At 55.7% G+C, this 16382-nt stretch carries 12 protein-coding genes; 6 read left to right on the top strand and 6 right to left on the bottom strand.

All coding sequences use genetic code 11. The features are described 5' to 3' along the window. Positions 1 to 65 precede the first annotated feature (65 nt). The 3 genes from fusA to Q31a_RS04075 all read right to left on the bottom strand — a co-directional run bounded on the left by fusA (position 66) and on the right by Q31a_RS04075 (position 4161). Complete coding sequence (gene fusA / locus Q31a_RS04085; RefSeq protein ID WP_145074381.1) at positions 66 to 2168, bottom strand: elongation factor G; 2103 nt, start codon at positions 2166 to 2168, stop codon at positions 66 to 68. Between the two features lie 363 nt (positions 2169 to 2531). Next, the gene (locus Q31a_RS04080) at positions 2532 to 3227 is read right to left on the bottom strand and encodes a DUF2293 domain-containing protein (protein ID WP_145074378.1); all 696 of its coding nucleotides are present in this window, start codon (positions 3225 to 3227) and stop codon (positions 2532 to 2534) included. Positions 3228 to 3249: 22 nt separating this feature from the next. After that, the gene (locus Q31a_RS04075; protein ID WP_145074375.1) at positions 3250 to 4161 is read right to left on the bottom strand and encodes a metallophosphoesterase family protein; all 912 of its coding nucleotides are present in this window, start codon (positions 4159 to 4161) and stop codon (positions 3250 to 3252) included. Between the two features lie 247 nt (positions 4162 to 4408). Here Q31a_RS04075 and Q31a_RS04070 point away from each other — a divergent pair, with 247 nt between their 5' ends. Next, positions 4409 to 5926 (top strand): HlyD family efflux transporter periplasmic adaptor subunit, encoded by a 1518-nt coding sequence (locus Q31a_RS04070; protein ID WP_145074372.1) that lies wholly within the window; start codon positions 4409 to 4411, stop codon positions 5924 to 5926. A gap of 97 nt (positions 5927 to 6023) precedes the next feature. Further along, positions 6024 to 7307 (top strand): ABC transporter permease, encoded by a 1284-nt coding sequence (locus tag Q31a_RS04065; protein ID WP_145074368.1) that lies wholly within the window; start codon positions 6024 to 6026, stop codon positions 7305 to 7307. 255 nt (positions 7308 to 7562) lie between these two features. On the opposite strand, the gene Q31a_RS04060 is transcribed toward Q31a_RS04065, so the two are convergent. Further along, positions 7563 to 8870 (bottom strand): glucose-1-phosphate adenylyltransferase, encoded by a 1308-nt coding sequence (locus Q31a_RS04060; protein ID WP_145074364.1) that lies wholly within the window; start codon positions 8868 to 8870, stop codon positions 7563 to 7565. A gap of 389 nt (positions 8871 to 9259) precedes the next feature. Between Q31a_RS04060 and Q31a_RS04055 the strand changes: the two genes are divergently transcribed. Both Q31a_RS04055 and Q31a_RS04050 read left to right on the top strand, forming a co-directional pair. Beyond that, entirely contained in the window at positions 9260 to 10429 is a 1170-nt protein-coding gene (locus Q31a_RS04055; RefSeq protein WP_145074360.1) for a M20/M25/M40 family metallo-hydrolase, read from the top strand. A 74-nt stretch (positions 10430 to 10503) separates the two neighbouring features. Beyond that, positions 10504 to 10992: a GNAT family N-acetyltransferase gene (locus Q31a_RS04050; protein ID WP_145074356.1), complete on the top strand. Its 489-nt coding sequence runs from the start codon at positions 10504 to 10506 to the stop codon at positions 10990 to 10992. Here the strand turns inward: Q31a_RS04050 and Q31a_RS04045 are convergent. Continuing rightward, entirely contained in the window at positions 10959 to 12035 is a 1077-nt protein-coding gene (locus tag Q31a_RS04045) for a DNA cytosine methyltransferase (protein ID WP_145074353.1), read from the bottom strand. The two genes, Q31a_RS04050 and Q31a_RS04045, sit on opposite strands and share 34 nt — an antisense overlap. A gap of 68 nt (positions 12036 to 12103) precedes the next feature. After that, the gene (locus Q31a_RS04040; protein ID WP_145074350.1) at positions 12104 to 13861 is read right to left on the bottom strand and encodes a hemolysin family protein; all 1758 of its coding nucleotides are present in this window, start codon (positions 13859 to 13861) and stop codon (positions 12104 to 12106) included. Positions 13862 to 14123: 262 nt separating this feature from the next. On the opposite strand from Q31a_RS04040, the gene Q31a_RS04035 reads away from it, so the two are divergent. Both Q31a_RS04035 and ubiE read left to right on the top strand, forming a co-directional pair. After that, a complete protein-coding gene (locus Q31a_RS04035) occupies positions 14124 to 14711 on the top strand; it encodes a LutC/YkgG family protein (protein WP_145074347.1) in 588 nt (195 codons plus the stop codon). A 38-nt stretch (positions 14712 to 14749) separates the two neighbouring features. After that, complete coding sequence (ubiE, locus tag Q31a_RS04030) at positions 14750 to 15496, top strand: bifunctional demethylmenaquinone methyltransferase/2-methoxy-6-polyprenyl-1,4-benzoquinol methylase UbiE (RefSeq protein WP_145074345.1); 747 nt, start codon at positions 14750 to 14752, stop codon at positions 15494 to 15496. Positions 15497 to 16382: the final 886 nt, after the last annotated feature.

Here is a 16382-nt window from a genome sequence, read left to right as displayed (position 1 = left end):
TGCCTTGGATATATCTTCAATGATTAGAGTGCGGGCTGCTTGCTGCCGCCGCCCCTCCTGCCAAACTAGTCCTTCTTGGCGCGCTTGGCAATGATTTCCTCTTGCACGTTGTTAGGCACCTTGCGGTAGGCCATCAACTCCATCGTGAACGTTCCCTGTCCCTTGGTCATGCTTCGCAGGTCGGTTGCATACCCAAAGGTTTCAGCCAAAGGCACTTCGGCAATGATGTAGGAAACGTTGTCGCGAATGTCGGTGGATACAACCAAACCACGACGCCGAATCACATCCCCCACGACGTCCCCTTGGTACGACTCTGGGCATTCCAGCTCGCACTTCATGATAGGCTCCAGAATCATCGGCGACGCCTTCCGCAACGTTTCGCGGAAACATCCTTGAGCAGCGATATAGAAGGCGCGTTCCGACGAGTCAACATCGTGATAGCTACCATCGTTGAGGTCGATTCGCACACCGACCACAGGGTAGTCAGCCAGAGGCCCCTTCACCAGCGAGTCTCGCATACCCTTTTCCACAGGTGCAATAAACTGCTTAGGAATACGACCACCGACAACGTGATCTTCGAACTCGAATAGAGTCTCGCCTTCTGGGTCAATTGGAGTCAACGAACCCTTGATGTGAGCATACTGCCCCGATCCACCAGTCTGCTTCTTGTGCTTGTAATCGAAGTCGACTTTCTCGCCTGGGGCTTCTCGGTAACTAACCTTAGGTGCACCGGCATTGACTTCAATCTTGTATTCACGTCGCATCCGTTCGATGTAGATCTCAAGGTGCAACTCGCCCATTCCACAGATGATCGTTTCGTTCGTTTCATCATCATTGTAAACCTGGAACGTTGGATCTTCCTTACGGAACCGCTGCAACGCCTTGCTCATCTTGTCAGCATCCGCACGGCTACCGGGAGTTACCGAAACCTTGATCACAGGTTCTGGCACAAACATACTTTCGAGTGTGCAGTAGTCACGCTCGGCAGCGTAGGTTTCACCACTGGCACAATCGATGCCCATGATGGCCACGATATCGCCAGCTTCAGCGGTGTCAATTTCTTCCCGCTCATCGGAGTGCATTCGCACGATTCGGCTAAACCGCTCTTTGCGGCCGGTTCGCTGATTGGTGTACATTTCACCCTTGGCGATTTTGCCCTGGTAGACGCGCATGAACGTCAATTGGCCGTAGGGATCTTCTACAATCTTGAACGCCATACCTACAAACGGTGCTTCGGTGTCAGGCTTGAGCAACACGCGCTGCGTTTCGTCGTCCACTTTCCGAGCTTTGATTTCACGCTGTTCAGGACTAGGAAGGTAGCGAACCACGGCATCGAGCAGCGGTTGCACCCCTTTGTTCTTGAACGCGGTGCCAACAAATACAGGGGTGAAACCTTGGTTTTGAACGGCGTCCTTAATGACTTTATGAATCAGCTCTTCCGAGACAGGCTCTTCGCTGAGCAGCAATTCCATCATTTCGTCGTTGTACATCGACATGCTTTCGAGCATGGCGTGACGGTATGCCTCCGCCTCTTCAAGCAGATCCGCAGGAATTTCGCTTTCAATTACGTCCGTACCTTGGTCGCCTTGGAATTCCAATTTCTTCATGGTGACCAAATCGATCATGCCGGCAAACGTTTCCCCTGCACCAATCGGCATTTGAACGAGAACCGCATCGGTGTTGAGCTTTTCCCGCATCGCCTTGACGACTTTGTCGGCATCGGCCCCAGTCCGGTCCATCTTGTTGATGAACGCCAAGCGAGGGACGTTGTAACGTCGCATCTGACGGTCGACCGTCAGAGATTGACTCTGTACGCCACCGACAGCACATAGGACGAGTACCGCGCCATCGAGGACGCGCAGACTGCGTTCCACTTCAATCGTGAAATCCACGTGGCCAGGTGTGTCGATCAAGTTGACGTGGTAAGGCTCTTTGATGTGGTTGCTGAGGACACCACCCCAAGAAACGCTGGTCGCGGCGCTGGTGATCGTAATCCCGCGCTCTTGCTCCAACTCCATATGGTCCATTTTGGCACCATCACCACCACCCTTGACCTCTTCGATCTTGTGAATTCGGCCTGTGTAAAACAGAATTCGCTCGCTCAATGTCGTCTTTCCAGAGTCAATGTGAGCGCTAATGCCAATATTGCGTACTTTTGCGAGTTCCATAATTCACCTAAAAACCGAATCAAACGTGGAGCTTAAAGTGTTGTGACGTTCTAAAAATTCAAGCGCTGCGAACGGGAAATCGAATCATTCCCCGGACACTTGAGAGAGGCGTCCCGGCGGAGAAGTTCGAGAAATCAGCTGGCGTCCTATTGGACGCAGGTTCATTAATGCTGAAGACTTCGCCCTAAGAAGTTTGATCTGCCTCAGTCGATCCCCTCGCCCAATAACCCATTCGGGCGCATATCTTACCGCTTCCCAATTTACAGGAAAGGCCAAAACGACTCCACTAGTTCACACGTCTCCACTTCTATGGAGGGTTGATAACGGAAAACACGGTTCGTCTGGGTGGTCTGAACACGGCAATTACTGCATCGCTCGGCGAAGTGGGCAGTTGGCCGCTGGCGCGTCCCCCCGTCGATAGACGCTTAAGAGTTCCTTGGAGCGGGCTGCCAGCATCCGCCGCACTTCGCGCCGCTTCCCCTTCACGCGTGGGATCACCATCGAATCGTAAGCAGTCGTTTGGTGCCGCATCCAGGCAATCACCGCTGCTTCGGCCCGCTGCTCCACCGGGATACGTTTGGTCCGGGCCACTGTACCACTGCCCACCGGGGTGGCATGCTCGGTCACCGCCTTGGCAAAGCCCTCCCCCAGCTTGGCGTGTCGCGGGTGGAAATCCAGGAAGCGGGTTACCGCCGCGAAGAAATCTTCCACGTACTCCCCCTGGGCTCGATCGCGCCGCGTCGCGTCCGCCTGTCGACGCTTGGCGTAGGCTTCCGTCGATCGCTCAGCATCCAACTCGCTGCGCACCTTGGCGATGGTTGTCGCCGGGGCCCACACCCCTTTCGAAAACATCCGACGCCCCTTTTTTTCCTGAACGACCCAGTGCTCTCCCGCTGCCTTGACGCGACGAGTCGCACCGGCATCTCCAGGGGGGAGCAACTCCCAATCGGCCGGCGCATGCCGCACCGAACCATCGGAAGCCCGCACACTGCGTTCGGTGGGCCCCGGCCCGAACGTTGGACTGGCTGTTTTCCCCCGACTCGGCGATTGATCACTCATCGTTTAGGCTTCCCTTCCCATTTTATGACGGAGCAGGCACCCACTGGTACGGCTTCTGCTTCCTAAATCCATGCACTTCAATCGCCCCACTGCCAGCAATTTCCATCCAAGAGTATCCATTTTGCTCGGGGCCGCTACCCTCAACCATGGCCACCATGGTGCAGTAGTGAATCCCAGCAATATTGCGATAATCATTTTGATGACTATGGCCCTGGAAAACCGCTTGCACCTGCCCCGCTCCCTCCAGCACCTTGCGTACCGCGGCGGCGTTTCGCACGCCATGGTTGTCGTGCACATCCAAACGCTGATGCGCAAATACAAGGGTAGGGCGCTCCGTCGCTCGGAGATCTTCCGCTAGCCAGTCGAGTTCTTCTGCGGGAATGTTGGCGTCCGTCCACTTAAAGTTATTGCGTCCGTAGGGCTCACCGTCACTGCGAAAACAGGCGTCCAGGACTACGAAATGCATCCCCTGCTCGTCGAAGGAATAGAAGGCTTGAGGCCGTTCGACCACCTGCAGAAACTCCTCCTTCCTCAGCGTCGCGACGCAGTGATTCCCAAGCACATAGTGCCGCTGATCACAGATCGACGCAAGCTCCTTGTTGATACGCTTCAAATATTCCGTTTCAACCGCCACCGAATCGGCCGCGTCAATCAAGTCTCCCAGTTCGACCACGAAGTGAGGCTTAACCTCCCGGTAGGCCGCAGCCGCCTCAGCCAGTTTGTCGAGCGATTCGCGATAATACCGCGAGCCAGCCGGTGGCTTATCCGCATAGTGCAAGTCAGTCACCAGCCCGATTCGCAGACTCTCAGCCCCCCCCTCAGACGCCGCCTGGTGCGGTCTACCCAATACCGTTCGGTCGCACAGAAGCGGGGCAAGTAAGAGAGAACTGCCTTGCAAAAATGCTCGGCGACCCAGTGGGACAATGGCTGGCATGGACAATATTCCTCATAGTGAACAGGGTAGCGAAAGCCCCCTCCTTCCCCAGGAGAGGGCTCAATTTTGGACCTTAGGGCATCTTAGGGTAGAATACTAGGCTGCGACTGCAATGGCGGCCCGTTCTACTTCCGGACCCTTGCGGTGAAACCTTCCTCCACGACTCGCTTGCCCATTCTACAACTGCTGGCCGCGTAAGGCAGCTCGCCACTGCCCCGAATCCCGCTCCCTGCTACTAGCGAACGCCATGAAACCACTCTTCCGTATCTTGCTGTCTCTCCTGTTGCTGGCTGGCGTAAGTTACGGCATCTATCGCGCTCGCGGCTTCTTTGGAAACGCCTTGGCCGAGAATAACGAGGCGGCAACCTATACCGTCCAACGCCGAACTCTGGAAGATCGCGTCGTCGAACGAGGGACAGTCGAAAGCCAGCACACCGTCTACGGTCGCTGCGAAGTCCCCCGTGGCGGGAAGATCACCTTCATCGTTCCCGAGGGGACGCCCGTGGAGGAGGGGGATGAAGTTGTCAAATTCCAAACCGACGAAGTGGAAGCAGATATCCGCGAAAAGGATGTACAGATCAACGAGGCCAAAGGAAAACAGGACGAAGCGATTCAAGCCCTGGAAATTCAACGCAATAAAAATGCGACCGACGAAGCTGCAGCCAAGCTCGAATACGAAATCGCAGCCATCGATTTGAAGAAATACGAAAAAGGAGATTTTGTTGCCGAAGTTGCCGACCTAGAACGCGCTATCAAAGAGGCCGAGGCCGAGCTTGAGAAGGTGCGCGACGAAAAGAACAACATCGAAATCTTAGTAAAGAAAGGCTACCGCACCCCACAACAACTGCGTGAATATCAGCTGCGGGAGAATACCTACCAGTTTCAAGTGGAACGCGACAAGCAAAAACTCCGCGTGCTGGTGACCTACGAACGCGAAAAGAAGCTGATCGAGTTACGCGGCAAAGAAGAGGAAACTCGCCTCAAATTGGAGCGGGCCAAACAGACCGCCGATGCGGAAGAGAAAAAGGCCGAGGGTGCCGTCAGCAACGCCGAAAACGGTGTCAAAATCCTGGAGCAACAAATGCAAGATTTGATCGCTCTCAAAGAGAAATGCACGCTCAAAGCAGAGCAAAATGGAATCGTTGTCTACGCCAACGAATCTTGGTACGACGATTCCCGCAGAATCCGTGAGGGAACCGAAGTTTGGTCGGGACGTTCGGTCTACTACCTGCCCGACATGAAAAACATGCAAGTCAAAGCCAACGTGCACGAGTCGGTCGTGGATCGGATCAAACCCGACCAAAAGGCAAACATCCGCCTCGATGCTTTCAATGACGTCAAGCTCACCGGAACGATCTCGAAGGTCGCCGGGATGGCGGCCAGCAGCCACTCCGCCGTTCAGAACTACGAAACCATTATTCTGATCGACGAGCTGCCCGAGGGGCTGTCGATCAAACCAGGCATGACTGCCGAAGTGGATATCCTAGTGGGAACCTACACCGATGTGATTGCCGTCCCCGTGGGAGCCATTACCGAACACTTCTCACAGTCGTACGTCTATGTTCTAAACGGCTCGAACGCGGGACGACGCATTGTCAAAACGGGGCGCGTAACCCACTCCTTCATCGAGATCACCGACGGTCTCGAAGTCGGTGAAACGGTTGCTTTGGACGCCTACCAACGCGGCATTGCCGACTTTGCTGATGCCGAACGCGAAGCCGGAGGATCCTCGTCCGCCGCCCCAGCGGAACCGCCGGGAGCTTGAGTAAGCCAACGTAGCCGAGCACTCGCCTCCCCACTGACCTCGCTTCAAAAAACTGCCCGCATTGCCGCTTCGGCTTGCTCCTCTCGGACCGCCATGCATGATATCCTTCGATCGCAATGCAGCCCTGATTCGTACCGCCTTGCACGGCGTGCTGCTGCATAAACTTCGCTCCATGCTGACCGTCCTGGGCCTAGTCTTCGGGGTCGCCAGCGTGATTGTGATGCTAGCCGTTGCCGAGGGAGCCAGTCGCGAAGCTCAAAAGCAAATTGAGTCACTGGGAGTCAACAACATCATCGTAAGGAGCGTCAAACCCAGCGGCAGCCAGCAGGAGATCAACTACGATACGTTCGAACAAAGCTTCGGCCTGACCTACAATGACCTGCGGCGGATGGAAGAAACGCTCACCAGCGCCGTCGGCGTTACCCCACTGCGAGAATTCCAGCAAGAGGCCCGCTATGCTGCTCAAGTAGTTGCCGGACGCATCGTTGGCGTCTACCCCAGCTACTTCGAAACCAACCGCATCCCGCTGGTGCGCGGCCGACTCCTCGAACCCACCGACCTCGAACACCGGGCCAATGTGTGCGTCATTGGCGATGAAGTTGCCCGGACCGTATTTCCAGGCATTTCACCACTCGGCAAATCGATCCAAGTTGGCAATCTACACTTCTTCCGAATCGTTGGCGTCCAGGGTTACAAGACTCCCTCCGCAGGAGCCGGATCGAGCCTATCCGCACAAGACCTCAATCGCGACATCGTGATCCCCTTAACGACCGACCGCAGCCGAATTGGAGATGTGATTCAGAAGGAAGAGCAGGGGAGCTTCTCGCGGCAACGACTGGAACTGAGTCAGATTACCGTGGAGGTACTCGACCGGCATCACGTCAAATCGACGGCTGCTGCTCTGGAGGGGCTGCTCGCCAAATACCACCCTCGCCAAGATTACGCGATCACAATCCCGCTCGATCTGCTCGAACAGGCGCAAGCCACGCAGCGGATCTTCAATTTCGTCCTGGGGGCCACCGCTGCCATCTCCCTGCTCGTAGGCGGGATTGGCATCATGAACATCATGTTGGCAACCGTCAGCGAACGGACGCGGGAGATCGGGATTCGCCGCGCCCTGGGCGCCAAACAAAATGACATTATCCTGCAGTTTCTCGTGGAAACCGCGTCGCTGTCCCTGTTCGGCACCCTGCTTGGTGTGCTGGTCGGCCTAGCCGCGCCCGCCCTAGTCACCTACTTTTCAGGCATGGAGACGATCGTCACGATTTGGTCGATCCTCATCGCCTCCAGCGTATCGATCGTCGTGGGAATCGTGTTCGGAATCTATCCAGCCCGCCAAGCGGCCATGCTCGACCCCATCGAAGCCTTGCGGCGAGGGTAACGACTTGCTGTTTTAACAGTGACTCTGATTTCAACGCTGAGATTTGAGCGCAGAGATTCTAGAGCAGAGACCAGCGTCCCGAACTGCCCTGCAACGGCAACCACACCGGTGATGCACACGCGGCGGGTTGCGACTTCAACAAGCTCGAGAGCAAGCGGGGTTAGTTGCTGCTGCAATTCGATTCAAAGTGCGAATCGAGCATTGGGAGCCAACGCAACCGATTCAACGGGCCACGTGAGCGGCAGGCCGCAACAGCTAGCCCATGCTCCAACCATCGGGAAGCACGCCCTCTTTCACCAAAACGGGGATGCCATCGCGGATTAGGCACGGGTTGAACTCGTCGGAGCTGTCTGCGCCCGACTTGTTCTTGACGACCACGTTTTTGCCGACTTGACAATTCTTATCCAAGATGGCCCCTTCGATGACCGAGCCAGCCCCGATTCCCACCGGAGGTCTTCCCGCGTCCACGTGCGCTTGCACCTCTTGGTCGGTATCGTAGAAATCAGACCCCATGATGATACTATTGCGAATGGTAACCCCTTCACCAATCAAGCAGCGCAGGCCAATCACGCTGTTTTCAATGACCGTCCCCTTCCCAATGCGGCAACCATCTGCGATGAGACTGCCACTGATCTGAGCCCCTTCGATAATGGCCGGAGGAAGGAATCGCGGCCGTGAGTAAACGGGAGCTTCCGGGCAGACGAGATCGAAGGGAGGATTCTTTTTGGCCAACTGCAAATTGGCTTCGTAAAAGGCACGAATTGTACCAATGTCCTCCCAATAATCGTCGAACATGTGGACTTGCACATGCTTGCTGCGAATCGCCGCTGGAAAGACCTCTTTACCAAAATCTTGATAGGGCGTTTTTTCCAGCACATCAAACAACAAATCGCGGTTGAAAATGTACAACCCCATACTGGCTAAACAATCGCGACCGTTCGACTCGACCCCCTGGGAATCGATCCACTTGGGATCCATCTTTACCAAGTCAATTTCTTCCGGCGACTTTGGTTTTTCCAGGAAGCCGGTGACTTTCCCCGTTTCATCGCACCGCATGATACCCAACGCGTGAGCTTCCTTGCGATCCACGGGAATCGCGGCAATGGTAACGTCCGCCTTGCTCTCGATGTGCGTCTTAAGCATGGCGCGATAGTCCATGCGATAGAGTTGATCGCCTGACAGGATCAACACATACTCGACGCCCCGCTGGTCGAGGTTTTCGAGATTCTTGCGCACCGCATCGGCTGTGCCCTCATACCAATCGGTGCCACCTTCCATCGTTTGCTGTGCCGCTAGCAGCTCAACAAATCCGCCCGAGAAATGATCAAAGCGATAGGTTTGACGAATGTGCCCGTGCAAGGAATTGGACAGGAATTGGGTCAACACAAAAATCTGATTGATATTGCTGTTGATGCAATTGGAAATCGGAATGTCGATCAACCGATATTTTGCTGCCAGAGGTACCGAGGGCTTCGCGCGAATCTTGGTAAGAGGGTAGAGTCGTGAGCCGCGTCCGCCCCCTAAAATAAGAGCCAGTACAGAACGGGGATTTACGTCTATCATCGGTGTTGATCCTTGGCGCAGCAAGTTTGCTGAAGTTCAATGCGAAATGTCACTACTTATTTCTTCGTGGGCACAGGCTGTCCAACAAGGGAACAGATTGGCCGACAATCGACGGAACGCCCGTGAATAACACAAGCCACTTGTGATTTAAATGAACCGCCGAAGATACAATTCCCCACTGGGACCCAATCCCCATGGACAGCTCTGTTCCGCTTATTGGGAGAAGTGCAGCATACCAAGCTCAGCACCACTAATACAGCACCAGTGGCCCCAATTGCAGCGTTGAGAATAGAAATTAATAAGCATTAACAGGGCTGGTTCAATCGGGTAGGATGGTCAAATTCGCCCCTTTATAACGGCTAAACAGACAGCAGGTCTGGAGCACAATTTTGATCAATGCCCTCGCGACGGCCCAATCGCTTATTCAGCTTGAATCGGTGACGACGCACAGCAATGCCGTGGTCGCCGACCACATGCGTTCGCTACTGCTGGCACAACAGTTCACTGTCGAGAAACTCGATTACACCGACCTACACGGCATCTCCAAAGTTGCCTTAGCGGCCAAACGCCTTCCCCAGAGCACCTCCCTGGCCACGCCCGACACGGCCCCTGGTATCGCCTATTTTTGCCACAACGATGTAGTCTCGGTTGAGGGGTGGAACGCACCGCAGGGCGGCCCCTGGGACGCCGTCGTTGCCGATGGCAAACTCTGGGGAAGAGGTGCTTGCGACATGAAGGGCTCCGCAGCGGCGGCCCTGGCGGCAATTGCCAACATCCCCATCGAAGAACAAACGGCTCCCATCTATTTCTTTGCGACGGGCGATGAAGAAAGCGGAATGGCCGGAGCCCAGTGGTTGGTGGAAAATTCCCGCTACTATCGCGAGCTGGTAGACAACAAGACGCCTGGAGTAATCGGCGAACCGACGAACATGCAGCTCGTAAACTCCCACAAGGGAGGTTGCCACCTGGAGATATCCAGCCTGGGTGTGGCCGCACACAGCAGTACCCAAGAGGGGCTCAACGCCAACTGGGCGATGATTCCGTTCCTGACCTACCTGAAATCGGTCTCAGAGCGCTGCGAAACCGATCCCACTCTCCAGAACTCGAGCTTCAGCCCGCCCACGCTTTCGCTGAATGTTGTCCTGAAGAATGAACCAGCCATGTCCAACATCACCGTTGGCAAAGCGACCTGCCATCTCTTCCTGCGCAGCATGCCCGATACGCAATGGCGGCAACTGCATGAGGAAATCGCAGCTCGCGGCTGCGAGCTGGGGCTAACGGTCAAATCGATGCGGCCCCTGCTGCCACTACACACACCGGCCGAACATCCCTTCGTGCAAAGTGTCTTGCAGTTGCTCGGGCAATTCGAACCGGCCGCCGTTTGCTACGCGACCGATGGTTGCTGTTTTGAAGAATTGCCCGACCTGGTGGTGCTCGGCCCCGGCAGTATCGAACAAGCGCATCGCCCCGATGAATGGATCACGCTCGCACAGCTAGAACTAGGAACCACGATCTACGAGCAACTGTTTCGACGATTTTCCTGTAGCGTCCAATCGTGAAGTAGCACTACCGAGAATCAGCTCCACTACAAATCATTACAGCAAATCATTACAGCCCCAGAAGGCCACATACCTTGCAGCACACTCCCCCCCTCCCCCTGGATTTGCCAGAAGAGTATTCCATCCAGGCGTCGACGGAACAGGACCTCCCCGCAGTCATCGAGCTGCTGCGACCGTTCGTTGAGCAACGCAAATTACTGCGTCGCACTCGCGCAGAGACCGCCTCGTTGCTCATTACCGGTTTTGTGGCGCTACATCGCAAGGAGAAGGTCGTGGGATTCTCCTCCGTCGAAATCTACTCCAAGAAACTGGCGGAAATCCAGTGCTTGGCGGTCTTCCCGGAACATCAAGACCACGGGCTGGGAGGCGCCCTCGTCAAGCACTGCATCGAACTCGCCAAAGCGCGTGGAGTGATGGAGGTGATGGCGATTAGCTCTTCGGAAAAATTCCTACAGAACCTGGGATTCGACTACTCGCTGCCCGATCAAAAACGAGCCCTCTTCTGCCAGCTACGCAGCCGCGAAGCAGTCTACCTTGAGCTCGAGGAACGCGGCGAGGAGTAGTCATCGGCCCAGGGCAGCCAGGTAGCAGGACCATCGGGCAAGTGCGAAAGAACATACCGCACCACCGGGAGCGAGAGGCTATTCCCCAGGAGCTTCCAAACCGGCCGCGCATTCAGCGATACACCCGCTGGCCTTGCGGAAGCCCGCTCCCCACGAGGCCCCGTAACATCCCCCGGAGCCTCACCGGGCACCAAGCGAAAGCCCTCTGGAAACCCCAGCACCCGCGCAATCTCTCTTGGCGAAAACCTGCGGTACCGCTCCCCGTAACGCACATAGGAACCAGCATGCAGGATCGATTTTCCGTAGCTGCTGCCAAAGCAAGAGCTGATCGCCCGCGCATCTAGCGCATCGACGCGGTCCATGGCACTTTCAAAACGGCGGACGACTTCGGCCGAAATCCACAGCGGTGAAGCGCCGGGCATCTCGTCCAGTTGATCAATCAACCGCAGGCCATACTGCGGAGTAGGCTGCCAATCCGGCAACGGCTGACGGCAGGCCAGCAGATAGAACCGTGGCCGCAGATTGGGCCAACCAAACTGGCTCGGACAAAGCTCTTGCTCGATGGTGTAGTAACCATGCTGGTGCAAGATTGCCTTCAATGAAGCGTGAGCTTCTGACCCCTGAAATCCGTGTACATTTTCGAGCCCCAACGCCTCGGGACGCACTGCATCGATGGCCTGCAAAATATTGAGGAACGCTGCAGAACGTGGGTCTGCTAGCCCCAGTCCATGCCCGCGTCTCGAGAACGGTTGGCAGGGAGGGGACATCCACCAGAAATTCGCTCCGAATCGCTGCAGAGTGGCTGGCGACATAGACTCGAGCGTGCGGAGTCGATAATCATGGTGAAAATTAAGGCGATAGAGTTGCTGGGCATTAACATTAATATCCAGCGCGACCGCAATCTCCGCCTCTGGCCAGCTACAAGCTAGACCTCCCAGGCCAGCGAACAACTCCAAGACTCGCCACTTCCCCACTACGATCCCTTCGCTACCGGCAGATTGCCAAACTTCGTCACTCCTGCCAAGCAGGCTGGCGGCCGCCATTGCCGCGGACCGCAGAAACCATTGGCATGCTCCTGGAGGAGTCGATGACTTCCTCGGGCGTGCTGCAACTACCGATCACCCAGACTGGCTTCGGTGTCGTGAGGCAGGATGATCCTCAGGCGTGTCGTGCGATCATCGGCGACTTCCAACACCCTTGCTTTAGCGACTCCCAAGTCGATTTCGTCGCCAGCATTCACGATGCGCTCCGCAAAATGCATGACGAGGCCCGCCATCGTGTCGACGTCCACGTTGCCGAAAGAGAGTTTCAGCTCGTGCTCGACCTCCTGGACCGATGCGCTGCCAGCAATCACGAAAGCCCCAGGGCCATCTGGAACCACGTCGGGATCCTCATGGTCAAACTCATCAGCCACGTTGCCAATGATTTCCTCGAGCACGTTTTCGAGGGTTACAATTCCAATCACCGTACCGTACTCATCCAAGACCAACGCTAACAATTGGTGAGTCCCCTGAAAATGCCTCAGCAATTTGCTGATTGGCATATTCTCAGGCACTTTCTTAGGCGGCCGCATGATGGACTGAAATTTGAAACTCTCGTCCAGCGAACGACCAATGAGATCCTTAACATGCAAAACCCCCAACACTTCGTCCAGGGATCCGTCACACACGGGGTAACGCGTGTGCTTGGTGCGGCGAATCAACTCCATGGTCTCCGCGACCGACGCATTGATATCCAAAAACTCGACCTCTCCGCGCGGGAGCATGATTCGCCGGCAGATCAAGTCGTCAAATTCGAACACCGCATCCAACAACTTATGTTCAGAGCGAGTTAAGTTCCCGTGGATGTGCGCCTCGCTCAGCAGAGCTCGAATCTCCTCCTCCGTATAGGGAACCTCGTGACCATCCGCATCTTTGAGGCCCACCATTTTGAGAATCCAAGCAGTTGCGGAATTCAACGCAGCCATCAGCGGGTAGGTTAGTAGGTAGAAGATTTTGAGTGGCACGGCACACCACAGCAACATCATTTCAGGCTGCCGAATCGCAAAGATCTTAGGAGCCTGCTCCCCCACCACCAGATGCAGCGCGGTGATGGCCGTGAAGCCGACAATAAATGCAACCGTGTGCACAACGGCCGGCGAGGTAACTCCGGCGAATCGCAAGAGCGGCTCCAGCAAACTGGCGAAGGCGGGTTCCCCCACCCAACCAAGTGCCAGGGAGGCCATGGTAATTCCCAACTGGCAAGCGGACAGCGAGCGTTCCAGCCGCTGCGCCGTCCACCGCGCCGTTTTGGCGAAAAAACGCTTGGAGACCACCAGTTGCTCAATGCGGCTCAAACGCACTTTGACGAGCGAAAATTCGGCTGCGACAAAAAATCCGTTGGCAACCAAGAGAACGAGAGCCAACAGTAGATACCAGGCGGGAGGCCCCGAGGACTCAGGTACGGCCTCGTGCGCGGAGCCGGCAGCAGTCAGTGAAGAATTCGCTTGCCCGGCCTCAACTTGCTGACCGGACGGCTCGCTGCTCTCAGAGGAAGAGCTGGCGGCCTCGCCGACTTCTGCACCCGGCAGACTCGAATCTTCGGCCAAATCCGCTTGGGATCCGCTGAGTGAGCCTTCTTCACCGTCGTCCGCTACTGCATTCTCAAGCTGCTCTGTGACCGGAACTGGTGGGGATTCCTGGGGTAACCAAGCCACCGTCCAGGTAGGAGGAGCCGGCGAATCGCTAGCCAGCGCCGGGTCGGGCAATCCACCGAACACGACCATTCCACCCAAGAATGCAAAGATCAAGCGGAACAGCAGTGTTTCCCTCCAACACGAATTGAGGTGGTCGCGGAAAGGCCCTACGGTCGGAACGAGTGATGAAATCACGTTTAATTTTGAGCTAGGATGAAAAAGAAGCAACTTGACTTGATTGAAGAAACGCAGCGCTCTTTACAAAGGCCTGAACAGGTCAGATTGTCGGTACGCAGCGACGCATTGTAACCACTTTCAGCAATTCACGCAGCTCAATTCGATTTTCCGGCATAAGAACTACTTAATACGCCTCTGGTAGGAAAATCGCTAACGAATAGACTGGGGACTCAGGAAGAATTGCCCAAAGTTCAGCCATCTTTCGCCTGGGTCAATCGACGTGCCATCCAAAACAGAAATCCTCGCAAAACTCAATCGTCAAATACTTGACCAAGTCCCTCTGCCCGAGGTGCTTGAGGGAGACTGGATAAAGTACGACGATCCGGTCGCGCAGTTTACCAAGATGATCGAAGCCTCGGGAGGAAGCTGCGAATCCCTGTCCGACCTCAGCCAACTCCCCTCGCGACTGCACGGCTCTGAACAGTGGCAAGCTGCCCAGCATATTTTCTCGGGCATCCCAGAAGTAGCGGGCAACGTGGAGCTGGAGAAAATTAGCGACCCGCGGGAACTCGAATTCCTCGACTTTGTTATCTATCGGGGCCAGTTTGCGGTTGCAGAGAACGGGGCGATTTGGCTGACGGACGAGCAGCTCAAGCACCGCGTCGTATTTTTCATCACGCAATTCCTCGTCCTGGTCGTTGAAAAAGAGAAGATTGTGTCAACGATGCACGAGGCGTACGCGCTCGCCAAGATTCCCAAGCCAGGATTTGGACTGTTTCTGTCCGGGCCAAGCAAGACTGCGGATATTGAACAATCTCTAGTGATTGGTGCTCACGGCTGCCGCGAATTGCAAGTTTATTTGGTTTGATCGCGCCTCCACAACTCCAACAGAAAATTGGCCGACCGATGAATACCGCCTCTCAAGCACGCTCCACCGAACCGCGGGCCGTCGATAAACGCGGGGATCGCGTCCAAGAAATGTTCGCTCAGATCGCGCCACGCTACGACCTGATGAACCACCTCCTGTCATTGGGAATCGACATCAGCTGGCGAAAGCAGGTCCTTCGCCGACTGCGGCTGAACCAAGACCTTCCCATCCTAGATTGCTGCACCGGCACCGGCGACCTGGCGCTCATGCTGGCACAAAAAATGGAAGGTCGAGTCAAAGTCTACGGCACCGACTTCTGCGCCCCCATGCTAAAATTGGCCTCTCAAAAGCATCAGGCAAAGCACGCTAAGCTACCGCTCGAATTCATCGAAGCCGATTCTCAACAACTCCCCTTTGATGACAGTATGTTTCAAGCGGTAACCGTGGCATTCGGCCTTAGGAATGTCCAAGATACCGACCGCGGTATACAAGAAATGATTCGCGTGTGCGCCCCAGGCGGCCAAGTCGCCGTACTGGAATTCTCCCAACCAACTCTGCCCGGTTTTAAACAGGTATACCAAGCCTACTTCCGGCACGTCCTGCCACGGATTGGGCAAGCGTTCGCGAAAAACAATCAAGACGCCTACGATTACTTGCCCAATAGCGTGCTCGAATTTCCGAGCGGCCAAGCACTAGCCGACCGCATGGAACACGCCGGACTGAAAAACGTCACCATTCGACCACTGACCTGCGGAGTCGCCTCGCTGTACATCGGCGATCGCTAGAGCGACGGTCTAAATAGCCTCTCACCCTACGAGGCCTAGCTGAACGTGACGCAATATTGATCGTAACGGATGGTTGAACGTGACGGATGGTTGAAATTGCAACCCGCTGCGTGACGGGCTGTTGAAATAGTAACCCGCCGCGTGAGCAAGGAAAGGTAACCTCCGCTACACGGCAATTAAGGATGCTACCTCCGCGCTAAAATTCAAATTGCCATTTAATCAACAGCCCGGTGAGCAAGGAGAGAGGACCTCGGCTACGGGACAACTCGAGATGCTACCGCCCTAGTAAAACTAACAACACTTTCACACGACAGACGGTCAGCGGGAAAAGGGGCTACAAACAAACTGCTTCAAGCAAACGGTCGCGGAACGAACGGTCGCGGCACGATGCGAAGAGCAAGACTTGGGGTTTACCCATCACCCATCGCGCTGGAACGATTGATTGCAGCGAACTCCACCCTAGACGGCCGAGTACCATAGAGGACACGGTCCGGGGGACCATGCTACCAATACGCCGCACCCCAATTGCAACCCGCCGCGTGAGCAAGGAGAGTGGACCCCGGCTACGGGACAACTCGAGATGCTACCGCCCCAACAAGAAATTACCCCCACACACAACGACAAACCGCTTCCAACGAACGGTCGTGGAACGATGCGAAGAACAAGACTTGGGGTTTGACCATCGCACACCGCGCTGGAACGATTGATTGCAGCGAACTCCACCCTAGACGGCCGAGTACCATAGAGGACACGGTCCGGGGGACCATGCTACCAATACGCCGCACCCCAATTGCAACCCGCCGCGTGACGGGCTGTTGAAATAGTAACCCGCCGCGTGAGCAAGGAAAGATAACCTCCGCTACAAGGCAGTTTGGGACGCAACCTC

It is taken from the genome of Aureliella helgolandensis, from assembly GCF_007752135.1.
In the GTDB taxonomy this organism is placed as follows: domain Bacteria; phylum Planctomycetota; class Planctomycetia; order Pirellulales; family Pirellulaceae; genus Aureliella; species Aureliella helgolandensis.
Note: the sequence above shows the minus strand (reverse complement) of the source record. Positions and strands in the feature narration are given on the sequence as shown.

What these genes read in the sequence shown, in the direction of transcription:
- Q31a_RS04075 (WP_145074375.1), bottom strand. Translation starts at nt 4,161, where the DNA reads ATGCCAGCCATTGTCCCACTGGGTCGCCGAGCATTTTTGCAAGGCAGT.
- Q31a_RS04060 (WP_145074364.1), bottom strand. Translation starts at nt 8,870, where the DNA reads ATGATAGACGTAAATCCCCGTTCTGTACTGGCTCTTATTTTAGGGGGC.
- Q31a_RS04065 (WP_145074368.1), top strand. Translation starts at nt 6,024, where the DNA reads ATGATATCCTTCGATCGCAATGCAGCCCTGATTCGTACCGCCTTGCAC.
- ubiE (WP_145074345.1), top strand. Translation starts at nt 14,750, where the DNA reads ATGAATACCGCCTCTCAAGCACGCTCCACCGAACCGCGGGCCGTCGAT.
- fusA (WP_145074381.1), bottom strand. Translation starts at nt 2,168, where the DNA reads ATGGAACTCGCAAAAGTACGCAATATTGGCATTAGCGCTCACATTGAC.
- Q31a_RS04070 (WP_145074372.1), top strand. Translation starts at nt 4,409, where the DNA reads ATGAAACCACTCTTCCGTATCTTGCTGTCTCTCCTGTTGCTGGCTGGC.
- Q31a_RS04045 (WP_145074353.1), bottom strand. Translation starts at nt 12,035, where the DNA reads ATGGCGGCCGCCAGCCTGCTTGGCAGGAGTGACGAAGTTTGGCAATCT.
- Q31a_RS04080 (WP_145074378.1), bottom strand. Translation starts at nt 3,227, where the DNA reads ATGAGTGATCAATCGCCGAGTCGGGGGAAAACAGCCAGTCCAACGTTC.